The sequence below is a fragment of the Dyella choica genome, from assembly GCF_003977665.1.
Classification (GTDB): domain Bacteria; phylum Pseudomonadota; class Gammaproteobacteria; order Xanthomonadales; family Rhodanobacteraceae; genus Dyella_B; species Dyella_B choica.
In genome coordinates this window covers 33,960-52,817 of record NZ_RYYV01000013.1, presented here as the reverse complement: position 1 = coordinate 52,817, position 18,858 = coordinate 33,960, and the positions used below count along the sequence as shown (strand labels likewise).

Genomic DNA, 18,858 nt, shown 5'->3' with positions numbered 1-18,858 from the left:
GCATCAAACGCGCCCGCTCCCGTTGCCGTAACCGCCGGCCACGCCCTTGCTGGCATAGGCCACGGCATCATGCGGATGCAGGCTCTCCTGGTGCTCGAGGCGCACGTGGAAGTCGACGATGCGGTCGTCGGCATCCAGCGCACGCTGGATACGGCGAGCGGCATCTTCGCAGAACATCAGGTTGCCGCCGTTGGCGAGGGCGAAGGCCTGTTCGTCTTCGCGCTTCACCGCCGTCTGCACCGGCGTGCCCAGTGCCTGTTCGACGCGATCGAGCAGACCGATCAGGTCCAGCGAAGCGTCCTCGGCAAAGCGCACCAGCAGACGCGCAACGCTACGCTGCGCATGCGGCGTAGCGACGATGCCCTTCTCGCTGCCTAGCCAGGCCAACACTGCGGCGTGGTCCAGCGGCTGGCCGGCCGCGAAGTCCCTGGCGAACTGCTCCTGGATCAGCTGCCGCGACAGGGCCGCCGAAGCGGGACAGGTCGAGGAATAGACCACTTCCGTACCCAGCTCCAGGCGAAAACCCTCCTCACCCAGGCTGGCTTCGATGGAAACCGGGTAGGCACGCCAGCCGCTGTTGCTGCTACGCAGGGCAGCACGGCGGACCAGTTGGTCGAAGCGGATGCTAATACGCGCGCGATTGGCCAGGTCCTTGTGCGAATCGAGGAAGGCACGCAGCAGGGAATGCAGCATCGCCGCATCAACCGGCTTGGCGCTCAGGTATTCGTCGACCAGCAGGTAAAGGCGCGACATATGGATGCCGCGCTTGTCCGGCCGGGTGAGATTCACGAACGCGCCGACCTGGGCGCTGGAACGCTGGACGCTGCCATCCCCGGCATCGAACAGCGCGGGCACCTCGATTCCGTCCATGCCGACCCAGTCCAGCGCGCCGGCCAAATGCGGCTGTGCCTGGCTCGCGACGTCAGGCATCAGGCGTACGGTATTTTCGTGGGTATGCATGGGTAATCCTTGGAGCTCTCTCTCGGGCTTGCCCGCCTAATCTTGGGGCAGCTTGCCGCGTCGCAACAGGTGCCGCGCGGGAAACAGTGCGTTTATGACCGCCTAGGGATGCTGCCCAGCCACTTGACGCTGCCATCGCTGGGCCGCCCGCCATGCGCGCAAGGTCGCCAGGAAGCCGCTGTTTGGCGTGCCCGTCTGCAGCACCTTCAGGGGTGCGCCGGCGCGAGCCGCCTTGCGCATCAGGCGTTCGCCGTCGCCGGCCTCCAGCGTGCGGAATACGCTGAGCGGGCCGTCGAGGCGGGAAGCTTCGCTCCAGGCCGAACGCAGGTCATCCAGCTGGGCTCTGATCGCCTGGTCGCGAGCTTCGCTGGGCTGGCGCAGGCTGGCGCGACTCAGGCCGAAGCGGGCCAGTCGCGCCATCGGCAGCGGCAGGCGGTCGCGTTCCGCATCGTCTTGCAGGCGACGCAAGGCAAACAGCAGGTGGCTCAGAGTAGCCACACGTGTGGCGCGTGCCGGCGACACGGTGTTGCCGTACCACCAGGCGGTTTCCAGCGCAGCCAAGGCGCCGTGCAAGGCCGAGGTAGCCGCCAGCTGCGCGGAAAAATCCACCGCCGTGCCCTCTTCCAGTTGCGCCATCGCTGCCAGCACCGGCGCCAGCCAGTGCTCCTGCGGTATCGCATGCGCGCGTTCGTCGTCGAACAGCACCCGGGTCAGCGGATGCCTGCCTCCGCTGCTGGCTGCACCACTGAGTTCCTCGGCCCACCAGTTGAGCTTGGTAGCCGCGACGTGCGGCTCGCGAATGCCATAAGCCGCGGACAACAGCTCCTGCTCCCATGCCGCGAGCGCGACATGGCCCGGATACTTGGCCGGGTCGACGAACACCAGCGCCGTACGTTGTTGCGGCTGCACGGCCAGCCATTTGTCGACGTAGCTTTGCAGGGCGCCGTGGCCGGAAACCTCTTCGCTCACGCGGGAACCTTCAACTTGAGCAGTTCGATCAAAGCGCGTGGATGCTCTATTACGGCATCGGCGCCCCAGGCGTGCGGATCGCCGCCATCCAGATAGCCCCATTGGACGGCCACGGTATAGAGCCCGGCGTCGTGCCCAGCCTGCACGTCGCGGCGATCGTCGCCGACGAAAAGGCTGCGCGCCGGATCGAGGCCCGCGCGTTCGCACGCCAGCAGCACCGGCGCGGGATCGGGCTTGCGCACCGGCAGCGTGTCGCCGGACACCACCGCGCGCGCACGCCCGTTCCAGCCGATCTGGTGCAGCAGGTCATCGGTGAGATAGCCCGGCTTGTTGGTGACGATACCCCAGGCCATGCCGCTCGCTTCAAGCATGTCGAGCAACCGCTCGACGCCTTCGAACGGGCGGGTGTGGCGCGACATCATGCCGTGATAAAGCTCCAGATAGCGCGGCACGCGTTCAAGCAGCGCTTCGTCGCCTTCATCAAAAGCACAACGCAGGATGGCACGAGAACCACGCGACACCACGGTGCGCACCGCTGCGTACGAAGGCACGGCGGCCCCCACCTCAGCACAGTAAAAGGCCAAGGCCGCGTGCAGATCCGGAGCACTGTCGAGCAGGGTGCCATCCAGATCGAAAAGTACGCCTTGGGGAGATGCGGGTAGCGGCTTCATGCGGGTTTGCGTGCGCAGAGGAGGTAATTGACGGCGGTGATGCGGCTCAACCACGCCTTGCGTGTAAGCGGGTTGTAGCCCAGGCCGCCGATGTCCTCCAGTTCCAGGCCGGCCTGCCGCAACAGGCGCGCCAGCTCCGAAGGCTTGAGGAACTGCGCATAGTGGTGGGTACCGCGCGGCAGCAGGCGCGCAATGTATTCAGCGCCGATGATCGCCGCGCCGAACGAAGCCGGCGTGCGATTGAGGGTGGACATGAACAGCCGGGCGCCGGGCTTGAGCATTGTCGCCAGGTCTTGCACGAGGGCAGCCGGATCGGGGACGTGCTCGATCAGCTCCATGCAGCACACCGCATCGAAGCTCGCCGGTTCCGCCGCGGCAAGATCCGCTGACGACTGCTTGCGGTAGTCGACCTGAAGGTTCGACTCGTGCAGATGCAGCCGCGCTATCTCGATCACCTTCAGACCCATGTCGATGCCGACAACGTCAGCGCCGGCGCGCGCCAGAGCTTCGCTCAGCAGGCCACCGCCGCAACCCACATCGGCAACGCGCGCTCCTTTCAACGCCACGCGTGCGGCGACATAGTCCAGACGCACCGGATTGAGATCGTGCAACGGGCGTGATTCACCGTCCGGATCCCACCAGCGCGAAGCCAGTTTGTCGAAGCGCGCAATTTCCTTGTGGCTGACGTTTTGCGTGGCTTGCATGGCGAAAGACTCCTTCACACTACTGATGCGTATTCCACTCGTAGACCGTGACGTCCCAGCAGCCGCTAGTATGCGCCGGGTCGCTATGGACGACGGCGAGCGCTTCCTGCATGGATTCGGCACGCAGAAGATAAGCGCCGCCGGACTGATCGGCGAAACCACCGGACATTTCATTGCGCCCCTGCTCGCGCAGTGACGCCAGGAACTGCTGGTGCAGGGGAATGACCGCCGGATCGATCGGCGGCTTGCGCATCAGCAGGACCAGAAAGCGCTTCATGCCGGATCCAAGGCGGCGATGCGTTCCCGCCAGGCATGGGTGCGCGACAGGATGCCCTCCCTATCCATGTCCACCAGCTCGCGCGCGGCCAGCTTGCGCTTGCCGGCGATCCACACATCAGTGACCTGGTGGCGGCCGGTGGCGTAGACCAGCTGCGACACGACATGGAACAAGGGCTGGGTTTCCAGATCGCTCAGCCGGACCGCCGCGAGGTCCGCCTGCTTGCCGGTTTCGATCGAACCAATTTCAGCCTCCAGGCCAAGCGCCCTGGCGGCCTGGATGGTGGCGGTGCGCAGGGCAAACCCCGCATCGAAGGCAGCAGCATCTTCGGCCACCGCCTTGGCCAGCAGTGCCGCGGTGCGCATTTCGCCGAACATGTCCAGGTCGTTGTTGGACGCGGTGCCATCCGTGCCCAGGGCTACGTTGACGCCCGCCTTGCGCAGCTTTTCCGCCGGGCAGAACCCGGAGGCCAGCTTCAGATTGGATTCCGGGCAATGCACCACCGACACGCCGGCCTCGGCACAGGCGGCGATCTCGCCATCGGTGAGCTGGGTCATGTGCACGGCAATCAGCCGGTCGTTGATCAGGCCCAGTTTCTGCAGCCGCTGGAACGGGCGCAGGCCGCTCTTCTTGCGCTCCTCGTCCACTTCGTGCGCTGTTTCGTGCAAATGCAGGTGCACGGGAATGTCCAACTGGTCGGCCAGTACGCGAATGCGCTCGAACGACTCGTCGGACACCGTATAGGGCGCATGCGGCCCGAATGCGGTGCTGATCAGCGGATCGTTGCGGAACAGGTCATGCGTTTCGCCGGCGCGCTCGAAGTATTCGTCCTGCGTGCGTGCCCACGCCGTCGGGAACTGGATCACCGGCAAGGCGATGACGGCACGGAAACCATGCTTGCGGTAGGTCGCGCCGATCGCATCCGGAAAGAAATAGTTTTCGTTGGCGCAGGTAGTACCGCCGCGCAGCATCTCGGCTATGGCCAGTTCCACGCCATCGCGTACGAACTCCGGGCCGATCACTTTCGCCTCCACCGGCCAGATGTGCTGTTGCAGCCAGACCATCAGCGGCAGGTCGTCGGCGAGACCGCGCATCAGCGTCATCGGATTGTGGGTATGCGCATTGATCAGGCCGGGAATCAGCACGTGCTCCGCCAGTTCCACCCGCTCGCGCGGCGCATAGGCGCTGCGTGCGTCGGCAATCGGCAAGATGCCGACGATGCGATCGGCCTGGATGGCTACTGCATGGTGTTCCAGCACCACACCATGCGGCTCGACCGGCACGACCCAGCGGGCTTCGATGAGTACATCAACGGGCTGCGGCGAAGTTGGGCTCGTCATGAGGTTTTCTTGTCGAGGATATGAGACGGGGCGGACCATCTTACGATGCCCGCCCCGAGGTTTTTTGTTCGTGCGTGGGCTGGGATGGCAATCCCAGCTTTCATTGTGGCCGCCCGCTGCTGGGATTGTCATCCCAGCCTACGCTGCAGAGCATTGCAAACGGATGTTGTGTGCTTCGCACTACATTTTTTCACTGGATCCCGGCCTGCGCCGGGATGACGCATTGGCAAGCCGCGCCGAAGGCGCGGGCCAATGCGTCACTTGCCGACGCGGCTGACGTACTCGCCGGTGCGGGTGTCGACCTTGATCATCTCTTCCGTGGTGACGAACAGCGGTACGCGCACCACGGCACCGGTTTCCAACGTGGCTGGCTTGCCGCCGCCGCCGGAGGTGTCGCCGCGCAGGCCCGGATCGGTCTCGGTGATCTTCAGCTCCACGAAGTTCGGCGGCTGCACCGCGATGATCTCGCCGTTGAACAGCGTCACGACGCACTCTTCTTCGCCCTTGAGCCACTTGGCCGCATCACCCATGCCGACCTTGCTGGCCTGGTGCTGCTCGAAGCTCTCCTGATGCATGAAGTGCCAGAATTCGCCGTCGGAGTACAGGTACTGCATATCGGTATCGACGACGTCCGCGACCTCGAAGCTGTCGCTGGACTTCATCGTTTGCTCAGTGGTGCGCCCGTTCTTCAGGTTGCGGATGAAGATGCGGGTGAACGCCTGGCCTTTGCCGGGCTTGATGAAATCGGCGTCGGTGATGACCCACGGGTCGTTGTTGTGAAGGATCTTCATACCCTTCTTGACGTCGTTCAGACCGACGGTGGCCATGCGCTTTGTGCTCCAGATGTGGTGACGCCAACAGGCGGCTAGAATAGGGGTTTCCCGGGCCCTGATCCCGGATCAAGACTCACTATGATAACCGCAAGCCACGCCGCACGCCTATCACTGCCCGGACCCGACTGGCGCACGCTATGGCGCGAAGCCATTACCGACGCCGGCGAATTATTGGCATTGCTGGGCCTGGAGCAGCTTGCCGACGCTTTGCCCGCCGACGATGCCGGCTTCGGCTTGCGTGTACCGCGCGGCTTCGTTGCCCGCATGCGCCATAGCGACGCCCGCGACCCCCTGCTGCTGCAGGTGCTGCCGCAACTCGCGGAGACGCAACGGGCACCAGGCTTCAGCATGGATGCCGTGGATGACCTGGCCGCTCGCTCGGCCAAGGGCGTGCTGCACAAGTACCAGGGACGCGCCTTGCTGATCGCCAGCGGCAGCTGTGCCGTGAATTGCCGCTATTGCTTCCGCCGCCATTTCCCCTACGGCGACGAGATGGCGGCGGCCGGCCAATGGCGCGATGCGCTGGAGCATGTACGGCAGGATGCCTCCATCAGCGAACTGATCCTGTCCGGCGGCGACCCGTTGGCCCTGGCCACCGGCAAGCTGGAAGAACTCGGCCGCGGCCTGCTGAAGATTCCCCACGTCACCCGCCTGCGCATCCATACCCGCCTGCCGGTGGTGCTGCCCGAACGCATCGATGCACCTTTCGTAGAGTGGCTCAAGGCGCTGCCGCTGCAGAAAGTGGTGGTCCTGCACGCCAATCACGCCAATGAATTCGATCCGGGCGTGGACGAGGCATGCGCACGTTTGCGTGAAGCCGGCGCCAGCCTGCTCAACCAGGCCGTGCTGCTAAAGGGAATCAATGACGATGCCGATACCTTGATAGCGCTGTCGGAGCGCATGTTTGTCGCAGGCGTGCTGCCGTATTACCTGCATCAGCTGGACCGCGTGCAGGGCGCGGCGCATTTCGAAGTGACCGACACCCATGCCCGGTCGCTGATCGAGCGCATGCGCAGCCGCCTACCCGGCTACCTCGTACCCAAGCTGGTGCGCGAGGTGGGTGGGGACCCGTCCAAGCGACCCATCTAGCCTGTCATGGCCGGCCGCCGGGCGCCCCGATGCCTGCACTTCGTCACTAAATGCAGGGATCAACCCTGGCAGGTCCGCAAGGAATCCGCTAAAACGTTCATTCAGTGCGGGCTAGCCCTCGGATGCCTTCCGCGTGAGCAGCCTTATCGTAAGGAAAGCACGACACGCCCATGAAGACAGACTCCGTCATCAAGATCCTCTTCATCGAAAACTCGATCGAGGACGCGGAACAGATCATTACCTTGTTACGTAACGCAGGGACCGCTGTCCGCCCCGCACGGGCTACAACGATCGAACAGGTCCATGCGACCATGGAAGAACTCGGCCCCGATCTGGTCCTGTACAGCCCGGCCGTCAAGGGCCTGTCGTTGCGCGACGTCGCCCAGCAGATCGATGCCAGCGCCCGCGATATCGCCCTGATCGCCTGCGTGGCGAAGATCGACGAGCAAAGCGTGGCCGACATGTTCCAGGACGGCGTGGTGCACGGCGTGGGCTCGCGCAGCCAGCCCAAGCAGCTCATTACGGTGATTCGGCGCGAATTCGAGTCGCTGCACGCACGCCGCCAGGTCCGCCGGCTGGAAACGGCCCTGCGTGAATCGGAGCGCCGTTGCGACGCCCTGCTCGACTCCTCCAACGACCCCATCGCCTACGTGCACGAAGGCATGCACGTGCGCGCCAATCGCTCCTATCTGGACACCTTCGGCTACTCCGATTTCGACGATCTGCTCGGCCTGCCGGTGCTGGACCTGATCGGCCCGGCCGATGCGGACGTCTTCAAGAACCTGTTGCGCGCGCTGTCGAGGGGCGAAAAGACCGAGTACCGGCTGGAACTGCACGCCCGCCGCGCCGATGGCAGCACGTTCCCGGCCACGGCCGAATTCGCGCACGCCACCTTTGAGGGCGAGCCCTGCCTGCAGATCGTGTTCCGCCGCCAGCAAATCGACCCGGGCCTGGTGGAGCAGTTGCAGCGCGATCCGGTCACAGGGCTGTTCAACCGCGCCCGCACGCTGGAATACATCGACAACGCCGTGGCCGCCGCCAGCGAGGGACGCAAAGGCCAGACCATGCTGCTGATCGAGCCGGACAACTGGGCGCCGATCGTCAACAACGTCGGCCTGGGCAAGGCCGACGAATTGCTGACGGCCTTTGCGCATCGCGTCACCGCGCAGCTAGGCCCGAAAGACATTGCCGGACTGCTCGCCGAGCACACCATCGGCGTGATCCTGCATACGGAAACCGACGAAGCCATCCGCACCTGGATCGATGGTTTGCACAAGGCCATCTCCAGCGGAATCTTCGACCTGGGCAGCCAGTCGATCACGCTCAGCGCCAGTATTGGCGGCAGCCTGCTGGGTGAAAAGAACGCCAATGCGGAAATGCTGCTCAACCAGGCCAGCCAGGCCCTGCGTAGCGCACAGGGGCAAGGCGGCAATCGCAGCGAGCTGCACGATCCGGCCGCCAGGGAGAAGGCCGACGCCGAACGCGAACACAACTGGCTGAACCTGCTGCGCCGCGCGCTCACGCAGAACGAATTCATGCTCTATCACCAGCAGACCATCAGCCTGCAGGATGCCGAGGGCGACTATTCGGAAATCCTGCTGCGCATGAACGGCCCGCAAGGGGAAGTCTCGCCGGGCTTCTTCATGCCGATTGCGGAGAAATACGGGCTCAACGCCGAGATCGACCGCTGGGTGCTCAACCAGGCCATCAACGCGCTGAAGACACGCGACCGGCACGGCATTCCGACCACCTTCTTCGTCAAGCTCACGCCCGACTCCATGCAGCAGCAGGCCAATCTGCTGGCATGGCTGGATCGCGCGCTGAAGCAGGCCGGCCTCAAGCACGGCCGCCTGGTCCTGGAGATGACCGAGAGCAAGGTGGTGACGATGCTGCGTCCCGCGCAGGAATTCATCAGCGCGTGGAAAAAGCTCGGCGGGTTCTTCGCGCTGGAGCAATTCGGCTCCGGCCTGAACTCCTTCCAGTTACTCAATCACATCGACGCGGATTACCTGAAGATCGACCGCAGCTTCATGGCCGACCTGCCGCAGCATCCCGAAAACCAGAAAAAGATCACCGAGATCTGCGCGCAGGCGCACGAGATGAAACGCCTGGCCGTGGCCGAATGGGTGGAAGATGCCGCCAGCACTTCGCTGCTGTTCGCCTGCGGGGTGGATTTCGTGCAGGGCAACTTCCTGCAGGAACCGCAGCCGCTGGCGGTGACCATGTAGGTTGGGGTGCAAACCCCAACCTACGACGGCAAAACAAAAGCCCTGCGGATCGCTCCGCAGGGCTTTTTGCTTGAGACTGCTGCAGCCTTGAATCAGTCGGCCGAGGTCGAAGCGGCGATATCTTCCTTGATGCGCGCTGCCTTGCCTTCCAGGTTGCGCAGGTAGTACAGCTTGGCGCCGCGCACCTTGCCCTTGCGCTTCACCTGCACGGATTCGATGCTCGGGCTGTGTGCCTGGAACACGCGCTCCACGCCGGTGCCGTGCGAGATTTTGCGCACGGTAAAGGCCGAATGCAGGCCGCGGCTGCGCTTGGCGATGACGACACCTTCGAACGCCTGCACGCGCTCACGGTTGCCTTCTTTCACCTTGACGTTGACCACCACGGTGTCGCCAGGGCCGAACTCCGGCAGCTGGCGGGTGATCTGCTCGGCTTCGAACTGTTCGATGATCTTGTTCATGACAACACCTGTCTTTGTTCAATGATTGCGGTCTTCATCGACCACATCGTTTTGCCGCTGTTGCGCCTTCGCATGCTCGCGGCGGAATTCATCCAACAGCGCACGGGATTGTGCATCCAGCGCGCGCTGCGCCAATAAGTCGGGGCGCCTCAACCACGTTCGCCCCAGAGCCTGCTTCAGGCGCCAGCGGTTGATGGCCGCGTGATCGCCGGAAAGCAGCACCTCCGGTACGTCGCCCAGCGCATCGTGCACCGGTTTTGCGTAGTGCGGACAGTCCAGCAAGCCGTTCGAGAAGGAATCCTGCTCGGCGGATTGCGCATCGTTCAACGCGCCTTGCTGCAAGCGGCCTACCGCGTCGATGATCACCGCGGCGCCCAGCTCGCCGCCGGACAACACATAATCGCCGATGGACAGCTCCTCGTCGACCTCGTGCGCCAGCAAACGCTCGTCCACACCTTCGTAACGACCGCAGAGCAAGGCGATGCGCGGCAACCTCGCCAGCGCCTCCACCCTACCTTGCGTCAGCCGCGCTCCTTGCGGGCTGAGGTAAATCAGGTGCACCGGTTCCGGTGCCGCCTCCCGCATCGCCGACAGGGCTTTGCGCAAAGGCTCGATCAACATCACCATGCCTGGGCCGCCGCCGCTGGTGCGGCCATCCACGGTACGGTAATTGTCGGTGGCGTAATCGCGCGGGTTCCAGGTTTCCACCTGCAACAGCTCGCGCTGCTGCGCGCGTCCTACGACGCCGACGGCGGCGCACTGGCGCATGAAGTCCGGGAACAACGTGACGACATCGATGCGCATCGGACCCTCAGAACTCGGGATCCCAGTCCACCACCATGCGCCCGCCGGAAAGATCCACCGAACGCACATACACACCCTGGACGAAAGGAACCAGCCGCTCGCGCTCGCCGTCCCTTACCACCACCACGTCATTGGCACCGGTCGCGAACACATGACTCACGCGTCCCAACGCCACGCCTTCGATGGTGACGACCTCGAGACCTTCGAGATCGACCCAGTAATACTCGTCCTTGCCGGGCGGCGGCAGCAACTCGCGGGCGACATAGATGTCCTGACCCACCAGCGCTGCGGCGCCATCCCGATCGTCCACCCCGGGCAGCTTGGCGATGAGGCCCTTGCCTTGGGGTCGACCCGTGACTCCTTTGACCTCCGTTTCCCCACCCGGCGCGGTGAGCTGCCAGGGCTGGTAGTTGAAGATCTGCGTACGGGGCTCGGTCCAGGATTCAAGCTTGACCCAGCCCTGCACGCCGTACAACCCGACGATGCGTCCAACCAGGACGCGCCGACCGGCTGCGGTCATGCTCAGGCAGCCTGCTTGGCGGCTTCCTTCACCAGTGAAGCGACCTTGTCGCTCAGCTGAGCGCCCTTGGCCACCCACTCCTGCACGCGCGCCACGTTCAGCTCAAGGCGCTTGTCCTTGCCGGCGGCAACCGGGTTATAGAAACCCACGTTCTCGATGCTGCGGCCGTCACGCGCGCTGCGCGAGTCGGTGACAACGACGTGGTAGAACGGACGGCCCTTGGCGCCACCGCGCGAAAGACGAATCTTGACCATAGTTGAAAGCTCCAGAGTTGCCGGCTGGCCCGGCAAGCACGCCCTAGACCGGGCGCGGTAAACGCGACATTTTAATGAAATTGTTGGAAAAAGGAAGGGGCTACCTTTTCCCATTGCCAGGCCGTCGCTCAGGCCCAGCGGATGGTTCTGCCCTATCGCCCGGTTTTCGCCCGGGCGACGGCGCGCGGCAGGACCGGAGCTAGCGTCCCATCGGGGGGAACCCGCCGCCCATGCCACCCATGCCCTTCATGGCGCCACGCATCTGCCGCAGCAGGCCCTTGGTGCCACCCTTGGAGAGCTTGGACATCATCTTTTCCATTTGCATGTACTGCTTCAGCAGGCGATTGACGTCCGCCGGCTGCGTGCCGGAACCGCGCGCCACGCGCGCACGGCGGGAGCCGTTGAGCAGATCCGGATGGCGACGCTCCTTTTTGGTCATCGAACCGATGATCGCGATCATGCGCTTGATCTCGCCATCGTTGACCTTGGATTTCACGTTCTCCGGCAACGCCGAGACACCTGGCAGCTTGTCCATCAGGCCGGCCAGGCCGCCCATGTTGTTCATCTGCTCGAGCTGGTCGCGCATGTCGTTGAGGTCGAAGCGCTTGCCCTTGATGACTTTCTCGGCCAGCTTCTGCGCCTTCTCCTGGTCGACCTTGCGCTCCACTTCCTCGACCAGCGACAGCACGTCGCCCATGCCGAGGATGCGTTGCGCGACACGATCCGGATAGAACGGCTCCAGCGCGTCGGTCTTTTCCCCTGCACCCAGGAACTTGATCGGACGTCCGGTCACGTAGCGCACCGAAAGCGCCGCACCGCCACGGGCGTCACCGTCCGTCTTGGTCAGCACCACGCCGGTAAGCGGCAGAGCCTCGGCGAAGGCCTTGGCGGTGTTGGCGGCATCCTGGCCGGTCATCGAATCGACCACGAACAAGGTCTCGATCGGCGTGATCGCGGCGTGCAGCGCCTTGATCTCGGCCATCATCGCCTCATCGATGTGCAGGCGGCCGGCGGTATCCACCAGCAGCACGTCCATCACTTCCTTGCGCGCGGCGCTGATCGCCGCCTTGGCGATGTCGACCGGGTTCTGGCTGCCTTCCGACGGGAAGAACCTCACGCCAACCTGCTCGGCCAGCGTGCGCAGCTGCTCGATCGCGGCTGGACGATACACGTCGCAACTGACCACCATCACGCGCTTCTTCTTGCGTTCGGTGAGGAAGCGCGCCAGTTTGGCCACGGTGGTGGTCTTGCCCGCACCCTGCAGGCCTGCCATAAGCACCACGGCGGGCGGCTGCTGGGCCAGATTCAACTCGGTATTGGCGGTGCCCATCACCGCAGTCAGCTCGTCGCTGACGACCTTCACCAGCGCCTGGCCGGGCGACAGGCTCTTGAGCACTTCCTGGCCGACCGCACGCACCTTCACGCGCTCGATCAGGGCCTGCACCACCGGCAGCGCCACATCGGCTTCCAATAGCGCGATGCGCACCTCGCGCAGCGATTCGCGGATGTTTTCCTCGGTCAGCCGGCCGCGGCCGCGCAGGCGGTTGACGGTGGTGGAGAGGCGTTGGCTGAGCGATTCGAACATAAGGGCGGATGGAGCACGCAAAATGGATTTGCCATGATACCAGAGCCGCCCGTTTCCTCAGCCTGGCGCTGGCCGAGCCTTGATCCAAGCTGTCACGTCCTGCAGCACCCGCGCATCGAAGTGGCTGGGCTTGGTGTAATCGGCTGCGGAGGGCGGCTGGCCGGCCGGCATGAACAGATGGCTGAGGCCAGGGTATTCCACCAGCTTTACGCGCGGATCCTGGGCGAACGCCGCCTGCCAATGACTGAAATCGTCTTGCGGGGTGACCTGGTAATCCCCGCCGCCCTGCAAGATCAGCATGGGCATGGACAGCGATTTTGCGGTGACGATCGGATCGTAGTCGCGCAGGCTAAGCCAGTAGCTCGCCGGCGCATGGAAAAATTCTCCCGCCGGCGGATGCTTGGGATCCGCCTGCGCCAGCATCTCGCGCGCTGCCATCAATGGCGCGAGCATTCCGTCCAGCTGGGCTTGGGTCGCACCTTGCCTGGGCGCGAGATAACGGATCTGACGAATCAGCACATCCGGCCCCAATTTTGCCGGAGCCGCCAGCAGGATCAGCCCGGCAAGCTTGGCATCGCGCTGGCCGATACGCGGCCCTATGAGTGCGCCAAGACTATGACCAAGCACAAACAGGCGATGCGGGTCGACGCTGGGCTGCTGCGCAAGCAGTTGCAGCGCCGCCAATGCATCATCGGTTACTTCGTCATCCACGCTGAACGCATCGGTGACTGCTTGCTTGCCGTAGACGTGGGTACGCTTGTCATAGCGAAGCGAGCCTATGCCTGCGGCGGCCAAGCCTTCCGCCAGGTCGCGAAACGGCTTGTTTGGGCCCACCGTTTCGTCGCGATCGACCGGACCGGAACCGGCCAGCAACAGGGCCACCGGAAATGGCCCTTTCCCTTTAGGCAAGAGCAGTGTTCCGGGCAGTGGGCCTAACGGCGACGCTATCTGCACTGTACGTTCCATACCTGCGCCTGGCGCAGGCATGGACGCTTGCGCAGCCGCCTCGCTTAAGGCGCTCATCGGCACGATTCGGAACGTGGTGATGCGATCGAGTCCATCGCAGCCGATCAACGCAGCGAGCGAAGCATTGGCAAACTCCAGGTTCGCCACCAGCAATGCGTGACCGTCGATAGTCCGAGGCTGCAAATCGTCCAGCTTGCGGAAGGCTCCCGCCTTGGCTTGCAGTTGTGCCCAAACCTCCTTCAACGTCCCCGGAGTCAACTGCGCCGCGGTATCTGGCGCGAAATCCCTGACCACATGCAGATTGTCACCCTGCGTCCATGCCGCAAGCGCGACTTGACCATGGGCACGACAAGCCGCCGTTGGCTCGGTTCGGCCCGGTACAGCCAAGAACAAGCAAACCAGTCCCACCAGCACGGCTAGCGTCTGGGTGTTCATACAGCCTCCTTTGCCTTCAGTGGTTGCGTTCGACGCGTCGGTAGACGACGTAGGAATACACAACAGGAATGGATGCAGCCGCCAGGATCACGCCGATGGACAGAGAAAGTGGCGCATTGACCAGGTTGGCGACAATCACGATCACCCCGGCCAGCATGAACAGCCATCCTGCAATGCGATGGGTGCGTCCCCACACCTCATCACTTGCCAGCGTCCACGGCGTCCGGATGCCGACAAAGAAATTCTTGCGCAACTTGCCCATGTAGTTGCCAACGATCATCAGCAATACACCTAGCGGCAGCATTCTGATCACGAGGCTGTGGGCAGGATGGCCTGCGGCATTCAGCAAGACGCCCAGGGTGACGATCAAGACGAATGCCTGGCCCGCCAGCATCACGATCACAAATGCCGCCATGAACGGTTTGATTTCAAAACCGCGCGGCGAAATGACCGGCAATACCAGCGTAAGAAGTGCCAATAGCGCCATCACGGCCAGCGGCGTCGTAACGGCCTTGAGCGGGCTTGCATAACCGTTGATCTGCCCGTGAGCGTTCCAATGCACGGGAACGAGCGCAGGCATCTGCGGATACAGCCACAGGAACGTGGCCAGCAAAATCAACGCAAAAAGCGCGGACAAAAACAGACTGCGTACGGGACTCATCGCTTGCCTCCTCGTCCCCCCGACGGCGGAATCAGATCCAGCATCAGCCGCATGAGGTCCTCCATCACGGTGCTGTTAAGGGAATACACGATGTACTGGCCGCGCCGCTCGGTGCGCACCAGGTCGGCCTGCTTGAGAATCGCGAAATGATGCGAAAGCGACGCACCGGTGATATCGAAAGCCTCGCCGATTTCCCCCGCGCTCATGGCCCCGCCGTGCAACCGCTTGAGAATCGCGCGGCGCGTGGGATCAGCCAGGGCACGGAATACGGCTTGCTGCTTCACGACTCACCATCGGATCGGTCGACCCATAGATATTTAGACAAATATCTAAATATTGCAAGTGCCGGTCTAGGGAAACTCTGAACAAGGTCAGAGTTTCCGTGGGCCACGGAGGGCCCACCGCAGATCAGGCACGCAGCCTGATCTGGCGTAGCCGCGTCCGGGCATGTACCGGACGTGGCGCGTCTGAAAAAATCCGTGACGGATTTTTTCAGACCATCCATAGGTCGCGTTCACCCATCCCCCACCCTGTGCCACACTTGCACGCCATGCTTGCCGCCCTGTCCATCTTTGCCATCGCCAGCTACCTGCTCGCCAGCGGGTTGTTGGCGTGGCCGATGTTCGGCCGCGCGACCGTTGCGCCGGTCAAGGTAGCGCGTCCGGCCCTGGGCATTGCCACTCTTGCCGTACTGGCGCACGCCACCTGGTTGCTGGCAACACATCGTGGCGCACTCGACCTGCATTTCTTCGCCGCGCTTTCGTTGGTGGCTTGCGTCGTGTCGGCACTGACGCTGCTGGTGAATCTCACCCGTCCCGTGGTGGCGCTGGGCGTGATCGTGTTTCCGCTAAGCGCCCTGCTGCTGTTCGCCGACAGCTTTCTCGCACCACCCACCGCACCCATGCCGATGGACTGGCATATCAAGCTGCACGTGACGGTGGCGCTGCTCGCCTTCAGCGTGCTTTCGATCGCCGCGGCGATGGCGATTCTGCTCGCCATCCAGGAGCAGGCCCTGCGGCATCGCCATATCCGCCCATGGTTGAGCGCACTACCGCCCTTGACGCTGACCGAATCCCTGCTGTTTCGCCTGATTGGCGCTGGTTTCGCCTTGCTTACAGTGGCTCTGCTTACCGGCATCCTGTTCGTGAACAACCTGTTCGGCCAACATCTGGTGCACAAGACCGTGCTCTCGATCGTCGCCTGGCTGGTGTTTGGCGCCCTGCTCTACGGCCGCTGGCAGCATGGTTGGCGCGGACGCAGTGCGGTGAATCTCACGCTGATCGGCATGAGCGTGCTGGTGCTGGCGTTTTTCGGCTCGAAGTTCGTGCTGGAACTGATCCTGCATCGCGCCGTCGATTGAGCAACCCGTAAGCTGGGATGACAATCCCAGCATTGCCATGCATGCAACCCGCGCGATGCTGGGATTGCCATCCCAGCCTGCATTGATCTCAACGGCAGGCGTCGATTGCCTGCGCCAGGCGCTCCACCCCGATCACTTCCATCTCGCCCACACGCCCCTGCCTGGGCGCATTGGCCTTAGGCACGATGGCGCGCCGAAAACCATGATGGGCGGCTTCCTTCATGCGCTCTTCGCCGTTGGGAACCGGGCGGATTTCGCCGGAAAGGCCCACTTCGCCGAAGGCAATGGTTTTCTCCGGCAGCGGGCGGTCGCGCAGGGATGAAAGCACCGCAAGCAGCACAGGAAGATCGGCGGCCGTCTCCTGCACGCGGATGCCGCCAACGACATTGACGAAGACATCCTGATCGTACGCCGCCACGCCCCCGTGCCGGTGCAGGACGGCCAACAGCATGGCCAGGCGATTCTGTTCGAGGCCGAGCGCCACGCGCCGGGGATTGCCCAGCGAAGACTGATCCACCAGGGCCTGTACCTCCACCAGCAAAGGACGCGTGCCTTCGCGCGTGACCATCACGGCGCTGCCCGAGGTAGGCCCGCTGTGCGCCGACAGGAAAATCGCGGAAGGGTTGGGTACTTCGCGCAAGCCCTTTTCCGACATGGCGAACACGCCCAGCTCATTCACCGCGCCAAAGCGGTTCTTGAAGGCACGTAGTACCCGGAAGCGGCTGCCGGATTCGCCTTCGAAATAAAGCACGGCGTCGACCATGTGTTCGAGCACGCGCGGACCGGCAATGCCGCCCTCCTTGGTGACATGGCCAACGAGAAACACCGACGTACCGGTTTCTTTCGCGAAACGGGTCAGCTTGGCAGCGGATTCGCGTACCTGGCTTACCGAGCCCGGCGCCGCGGTGAGCAGGTCGGTCCAGATCGTCTGGATCGAATCAATCACCAGCACACGTGGCCGCGTGGCGGAAACCTGTTCGAGAATCCGCTCGATGCCGGTTTCGGCGAGCGCGTGCAGCGGCTGCAGGGGCAGATCCAGGCGCTGTGCGCGGGCTGCCACCTGCGCCAGCGATTCTTCGCCGGTGACGTATACGCTAGGTAGTTTTTCGCCGAGCTTGCCGAGCATCTGCAGCAGCAGCGTAGATTTGCCAATGCCCGGGTCGCCGCCGACCAGCACCACCGAACCATCGACCAGGCCGCCGCCAAGCACGCGATCCAGTTCGCCGATGCCGGTCAAGCTGCGCGATTCGGCCGTGACCAGCACGTCGGTGAGCGGTGTAACCCGCGCCACGCCATTGACCGCACCGGCGTAGCCGCTTTGTCTCGCTGCGCCAACCGACTTCTGCGCCGGCTGCACCACGAATTCCGACAGCGTGTTCCACGCACCGCATTCGATGCACTGGCCCTGCCATTTGGAGTGTTCGGCGCCGCAGTCAGCGCAGACATAAGCGGTTTTGGCTTTGGCCATGACGTTACATGCGTGGGGTCGATGAGCGGGAGCTTAGCCTGCACCGATCGCAGGCTGCGAGACATTGCGACTATCTGTCGTCCTCAACGAACAGTACGCGCCGGGTCATACCGCAGGTCAGGTCATAACTGATCGTCCCAGCCTGCTCGGCGACGACCTCCACCGGCAGTTCCGGGCCCCATAGCAGTACGCGATCGCCAACTTTCGCTTCTGGCGCGTCACGCAAATCCAGTGTGATGAGGTCCATCGAAACGCGCCCGATCAGCGGCACGCGCCGGTTTCCGATCAGCACCGGCGTGCCGGCGGCGGCACTGCGCGGATAACCGTCGCCATAGCCGACGGCAGCGACGCCGACCGGCATGTCCTGCGGGCATTCCCACCGGCCGTTGTAGCCGATGCGCTCACCGCGCTTGATCGAGTTGATGGCGATCAGCCGCGTGGACAAGGACATGGCCGACAGGAAACCGAAATCAGCCCCGCTCTTCCCTTCCACCACGGAAAGGCCGTAAAGCAAACCGCCGGTGCGCACCCAGTCGCCACGCGCAGCCGGCCAACCAAGCACGGCGGCGGAATTGGAAAGCGAACGCGGGCCGGACAACCCCATGGTCGCCACCTGGAAACGCTCGATTTGCTGGCGCGTGCGCTCGCCATCGAAAACCTCGGATTCGGCGAAATGCGTCATCAAGCCAATATCGGGATCAATACCCGCCATGCCCGTCAGTTGCGCATGCACAGCTGCCGCACTCTCGGGCGCAAAGCCGAGCCGATGCATGCCGCTATCCACCTTCAGCCATACACGCAAACGGCCACGGGTGGCGGATGCCTCCGATAGCCACTGCAGCTGGCTCTCATGATGGATCGCCGCATCCAGCCCCAGCCGCTGCATTTCCGCGATATCACCTACCTGGTCCGGTCCTGACAGCACCACGATGCGCTGGCGATGCCCGGCAGCCCGCAGGCGCAAACCGTCACCCAGCGAAGCCACCGCGAACGCATCGGCATCGCCGTCCAGCGCCCGCGCGACGCGCTCCAGGCCATGTCCGTAGGCGTCGGCCTTGACCACCGCCATGACCTTGGCTGGCGCTGCCAGTTGCCTGATTCGAGCAAGGTTGTGGCGCAACGCGCCCAGATGGATGGTGGCGACGGTGGTACGGCTCATGATCCTGGCTGTAGTGGATGGGTGCCTACAAGAAAGTAAGGCGCACGGGCGGGGCCCAGCCCCTTGCTGTCCGCTGCCGCATAGATTACCGGCAAGCGGGCTCCGGGTCAGGGCGCG

General features: G+C 63.8%; 20 protein-coding genes. 3 read left to right on the top strand and 17 right to left on the bottom strand.

Annotated features, from left to right (window positions below):
* Positions 1-3: 3 nt before the first annotated feature.
* The 7 genes from folE2 to efp all read right to left on the bottom strand — a co-directional run bounded on the left by folE2 (position 4) and on the right by efp (position 5,748).
* Positions 4-960: a GTP cyclohydrolase FolE2 gene (gene folE2, locus EKH80_RS16320; protein ID WP_126685849.1), complete on the bottom strand. Its 957-nt coding sequence runs from the start codon at positions 958-960 to the stop codon at positions 4-6.
* Between the two features lie 102 nt (positions 961-1,062).
* On the bottom strand, positions 1,063-1,929 hold the full coding sequence (locus EKH80_RS16315) for a squalene/phytoene synthase family protein (protein WP_230473750.1): 867 nt from the start codon (positions 1,927-1,929) through the stop codon (positions 1,063-1,065).
* Positions 1,926-2,600, bottom strand: coding sequence for a phosphoglycolate phosphatase (gene gph / locus EKH80_RS16310; protein WP_126685847.1), 675 nt, complete (start codon positions 2,598-2,600; stop codon positions 1,926-1,928). Before gph ends, EKH80_RS16315 begins: the two co-directional genes overlap by 4 nt.
* A complete protein-coding gene (gene ubiG / locus EKH80_RS16305) occupies positions 2,597-3,304 on the bottom strand; it encodes a bifunctional 2-polyprenyl-6-hydroxyphenol methylase/3-demethylubiquinol 3-O-methyltransferase UbiG (RefSeq protein ID WP_126685846.1) in 708 nt (235 codons plus the stop codon). Before ubiG ends, gph begins: the two co-directional genes overlap by 4 nt.
* Before the next feature lie 19 nt (positions 3,305-3,323).
* Entirely contained in the window at positions 3,324-3,581 is a 258-nt protein-coding gene (locus EKH80_RS16300) for a YciI family protein (protein ID WP_126685845.1), read from the bottom strand.
* The gene (locus EKH80_RS16295; protein WP_126685844.1) at positions 3,578-4,921 is read right to left on the bottom strand and encodes a TRZ/ATZ family hydrolase; all 1,344 of its coding nucleotides are present in this window, start codon (positions 4,919-4,921) and stop codon (positions 3,578-3,580) included. The genes EKH80_RS16300 and EKH80_RS16295 overlap by 4 nt, the downstream gene beginning before the upstream one ends.
* 257 nt (positions 4,922-5,178) lie before the next feature.
* Positions 5,179-5,748: an elongation factor P gene (gene efp, locus EKH80_RS16290; RefSeq protein WP_126685843.1), complete on the bottom strand. Its 570-nt coding sequence runs from the start codon at positions 5,746-5,748 to the stop codon at positions 5,179-5,181.
* Positions 5,749-5,832: 84 nt separating this feature from the next.
* Here efp and epmB point away from each other — a divergent pair, with 84 nt between their 5' ends.
* The gene (epmB, locus tag EKH80_RS16285; RefSeq protein ID WP_126685842.1) at positions 5,833-6,843 is read left to right on the top strand and encodes an EF-P beta-lysylation protein EpmB; all 1,011 of its coding nucleotides are present in this window, start codon (positions 5,833-5,835) and stop codon (positions 6,841-6,843) included.
* Positions 6,844-7,013: 170 nt separating this feature from the next.
* Positions 7,014-9,071, top strand: coding sequence for a GGDEF/EAL domain-containing response regulator (locus EKH80_RS16280; protein ID WP_126685841.1), 2,058 nt, complete (start codon positions 7,014-7,016; stop codon positions 9,069-9,071).
* Between the two features lie 92 nt (positions 9,072-9,163).
* Here the strand turns inward: EKH80_RS16280 and rplS are convergent, their stop codons facing one another.
* The 8 genes from rplS to EKH80_RS16240 form a co-directional block, all read right to left on the bottom strand.
* The gene (gene rplS / locus EKH80_RS16275; RefSeq protein WP_126685840.1) at positions 9,164-9,529 is read right to left on the bottom strand and encodes a 50S ribosomal protein L19; all 366 of its coding nucleotides are present in this window, start codon (positions 9,527-9,529) and stop codon (positions 9,164-9,166) included.
* A gap of 18 nt (positions 9,530-9,547) precedes the next feature.
* Positions 9,548-10,333, bottom strand: coding sequence for a tRNA (guanosine(37)-N1)-methyltransferase TrmD (gene trmD, locus EKH80_RS16270; RefSeq protein WP_126685839.1), 786 nt, complete (start codon positions 10,331-10,333; stop codon positions 9,548-9,550).
* 7 nt (positions 10,334-10,340) lie between these two features.
* Positions 10,341-10,853, bottom strand: a complete 513-nt coding sequence (rimM, locus tag EKH80_RS16265; RefSeq protein ID WP_126685838.1) for a ribosome maturation factor RimM — start codon at positions 10,851-10,853, stop codon at positions 10,341-10,343.
* Between the two features lie 2 nt (positions 10,854-10,855).
* Complete coding sequence (gene rpsP / locus EKH80_RS16260; protein WP_126685837.1) at positions 10,856-11,107, bottom strand: 30S ribosomal protein S16; 252 nt, start codon at positions 11,105-11,107, stop codon at positions 10,856-10,858.
* A 199-nt stretch (positions 11,108-11,306) separates the two neighbouring features.
* Positions 11,307-12,692 carry a signal recognition particle protein gene (ffh, locus tag EKH80_RS16255; protein ID WP_126685836.1) on the bottom strand — a complete coding sequence of 462 codons (1,386 nt, stop codon included), beginning with the start codon at positions 12,690-12,692 and terminating at the stop codon, positions 11,307-11,309.
* A gap of 57 nt (positions 12,693-12,749) precedes the next feature.
* Positions 12,750-14,093 carry an alpha/beta hydrolase gene (locus EKH80_RS16250; protein WP_126685835.1) on the bottom strand — a complete coding sequence of 448 codons (1,344 nt, stop codon included), beginning with the start codon at positions 14,091-14,093 and terminating at the stop codon, positions 12,750-12,752.
* 16 nt (positions 14,094-14,109) lie between these two features.
* Positions 14,110-14,712, bottom strand: a complete 603-nt coding sequence (locus tag EKH80_RS16245) for an SdpI family protein (protein WP_158628856.1) — start codon at positions 14,710-14,712, stop codon at positions 14,110-14,112.
* A gap of 38 nt (positions 14,713-14,750) precedes the next feature.
* Positions 14,751-15,038 (bottom strand): autorepressor SdpR family transcription factor, encoded by a 288-nt coding sequence (locus tag EKH80_RS16240; protein ID WP_126685833.1) that lies wholly within the window; start codon positions 15,036-15,038, stop codon positions 14,751-14,753.
* A 266-nt stretch (positions 15,039-15,304) separates the two neighbouring features.
* On the opposite strand from EKH80_RS16240, the gene EKH80_RS16235 reads away from it, so the two are divergent.
* Positions 15,305-16,114, top strand: coding sequence for a cytochrome C assembly family protein (locus tag EKH80_RS16235; protein WP_126685832.1), 810 nt, complete (start codon positions 15,305-15,307; stop codon positions 16,112-16,114).
* 88 nt (positions 16,115-16,202) lie between these two features.
* On the opposite strand, the gene radA is transcribed toward EKH80_RS16235, so the two are convergent.
* Together radA and alr are read right to left on the bottom strand one after the other, a co-directional pair.
* Positions 16,203-17,582, bottom strand: a complete 1,380-nt coding sequence (gene radA, locus EKH80_RS16230; RefSeq protein ID WP_126685831.1) for a DNA repair protein RadA — start codon at positions 17,580-17,582, stop codon at positions 16,203-16,205.
* A gap of 70 nt (positions 17,583-17,652) precedes the next feature.
* A complete protein-coding gene (alr, locus tag EKH80_RS16225) occupies positions 17,653-18,741 on the bottom strand; it encodes an alanine racemase (RefSeq protein WP_126685830.1) in 1,089 nt (362 codons plus the stop codon).
* Positions 18,742-18,858 lie beyond the last annotated feature (117 nt).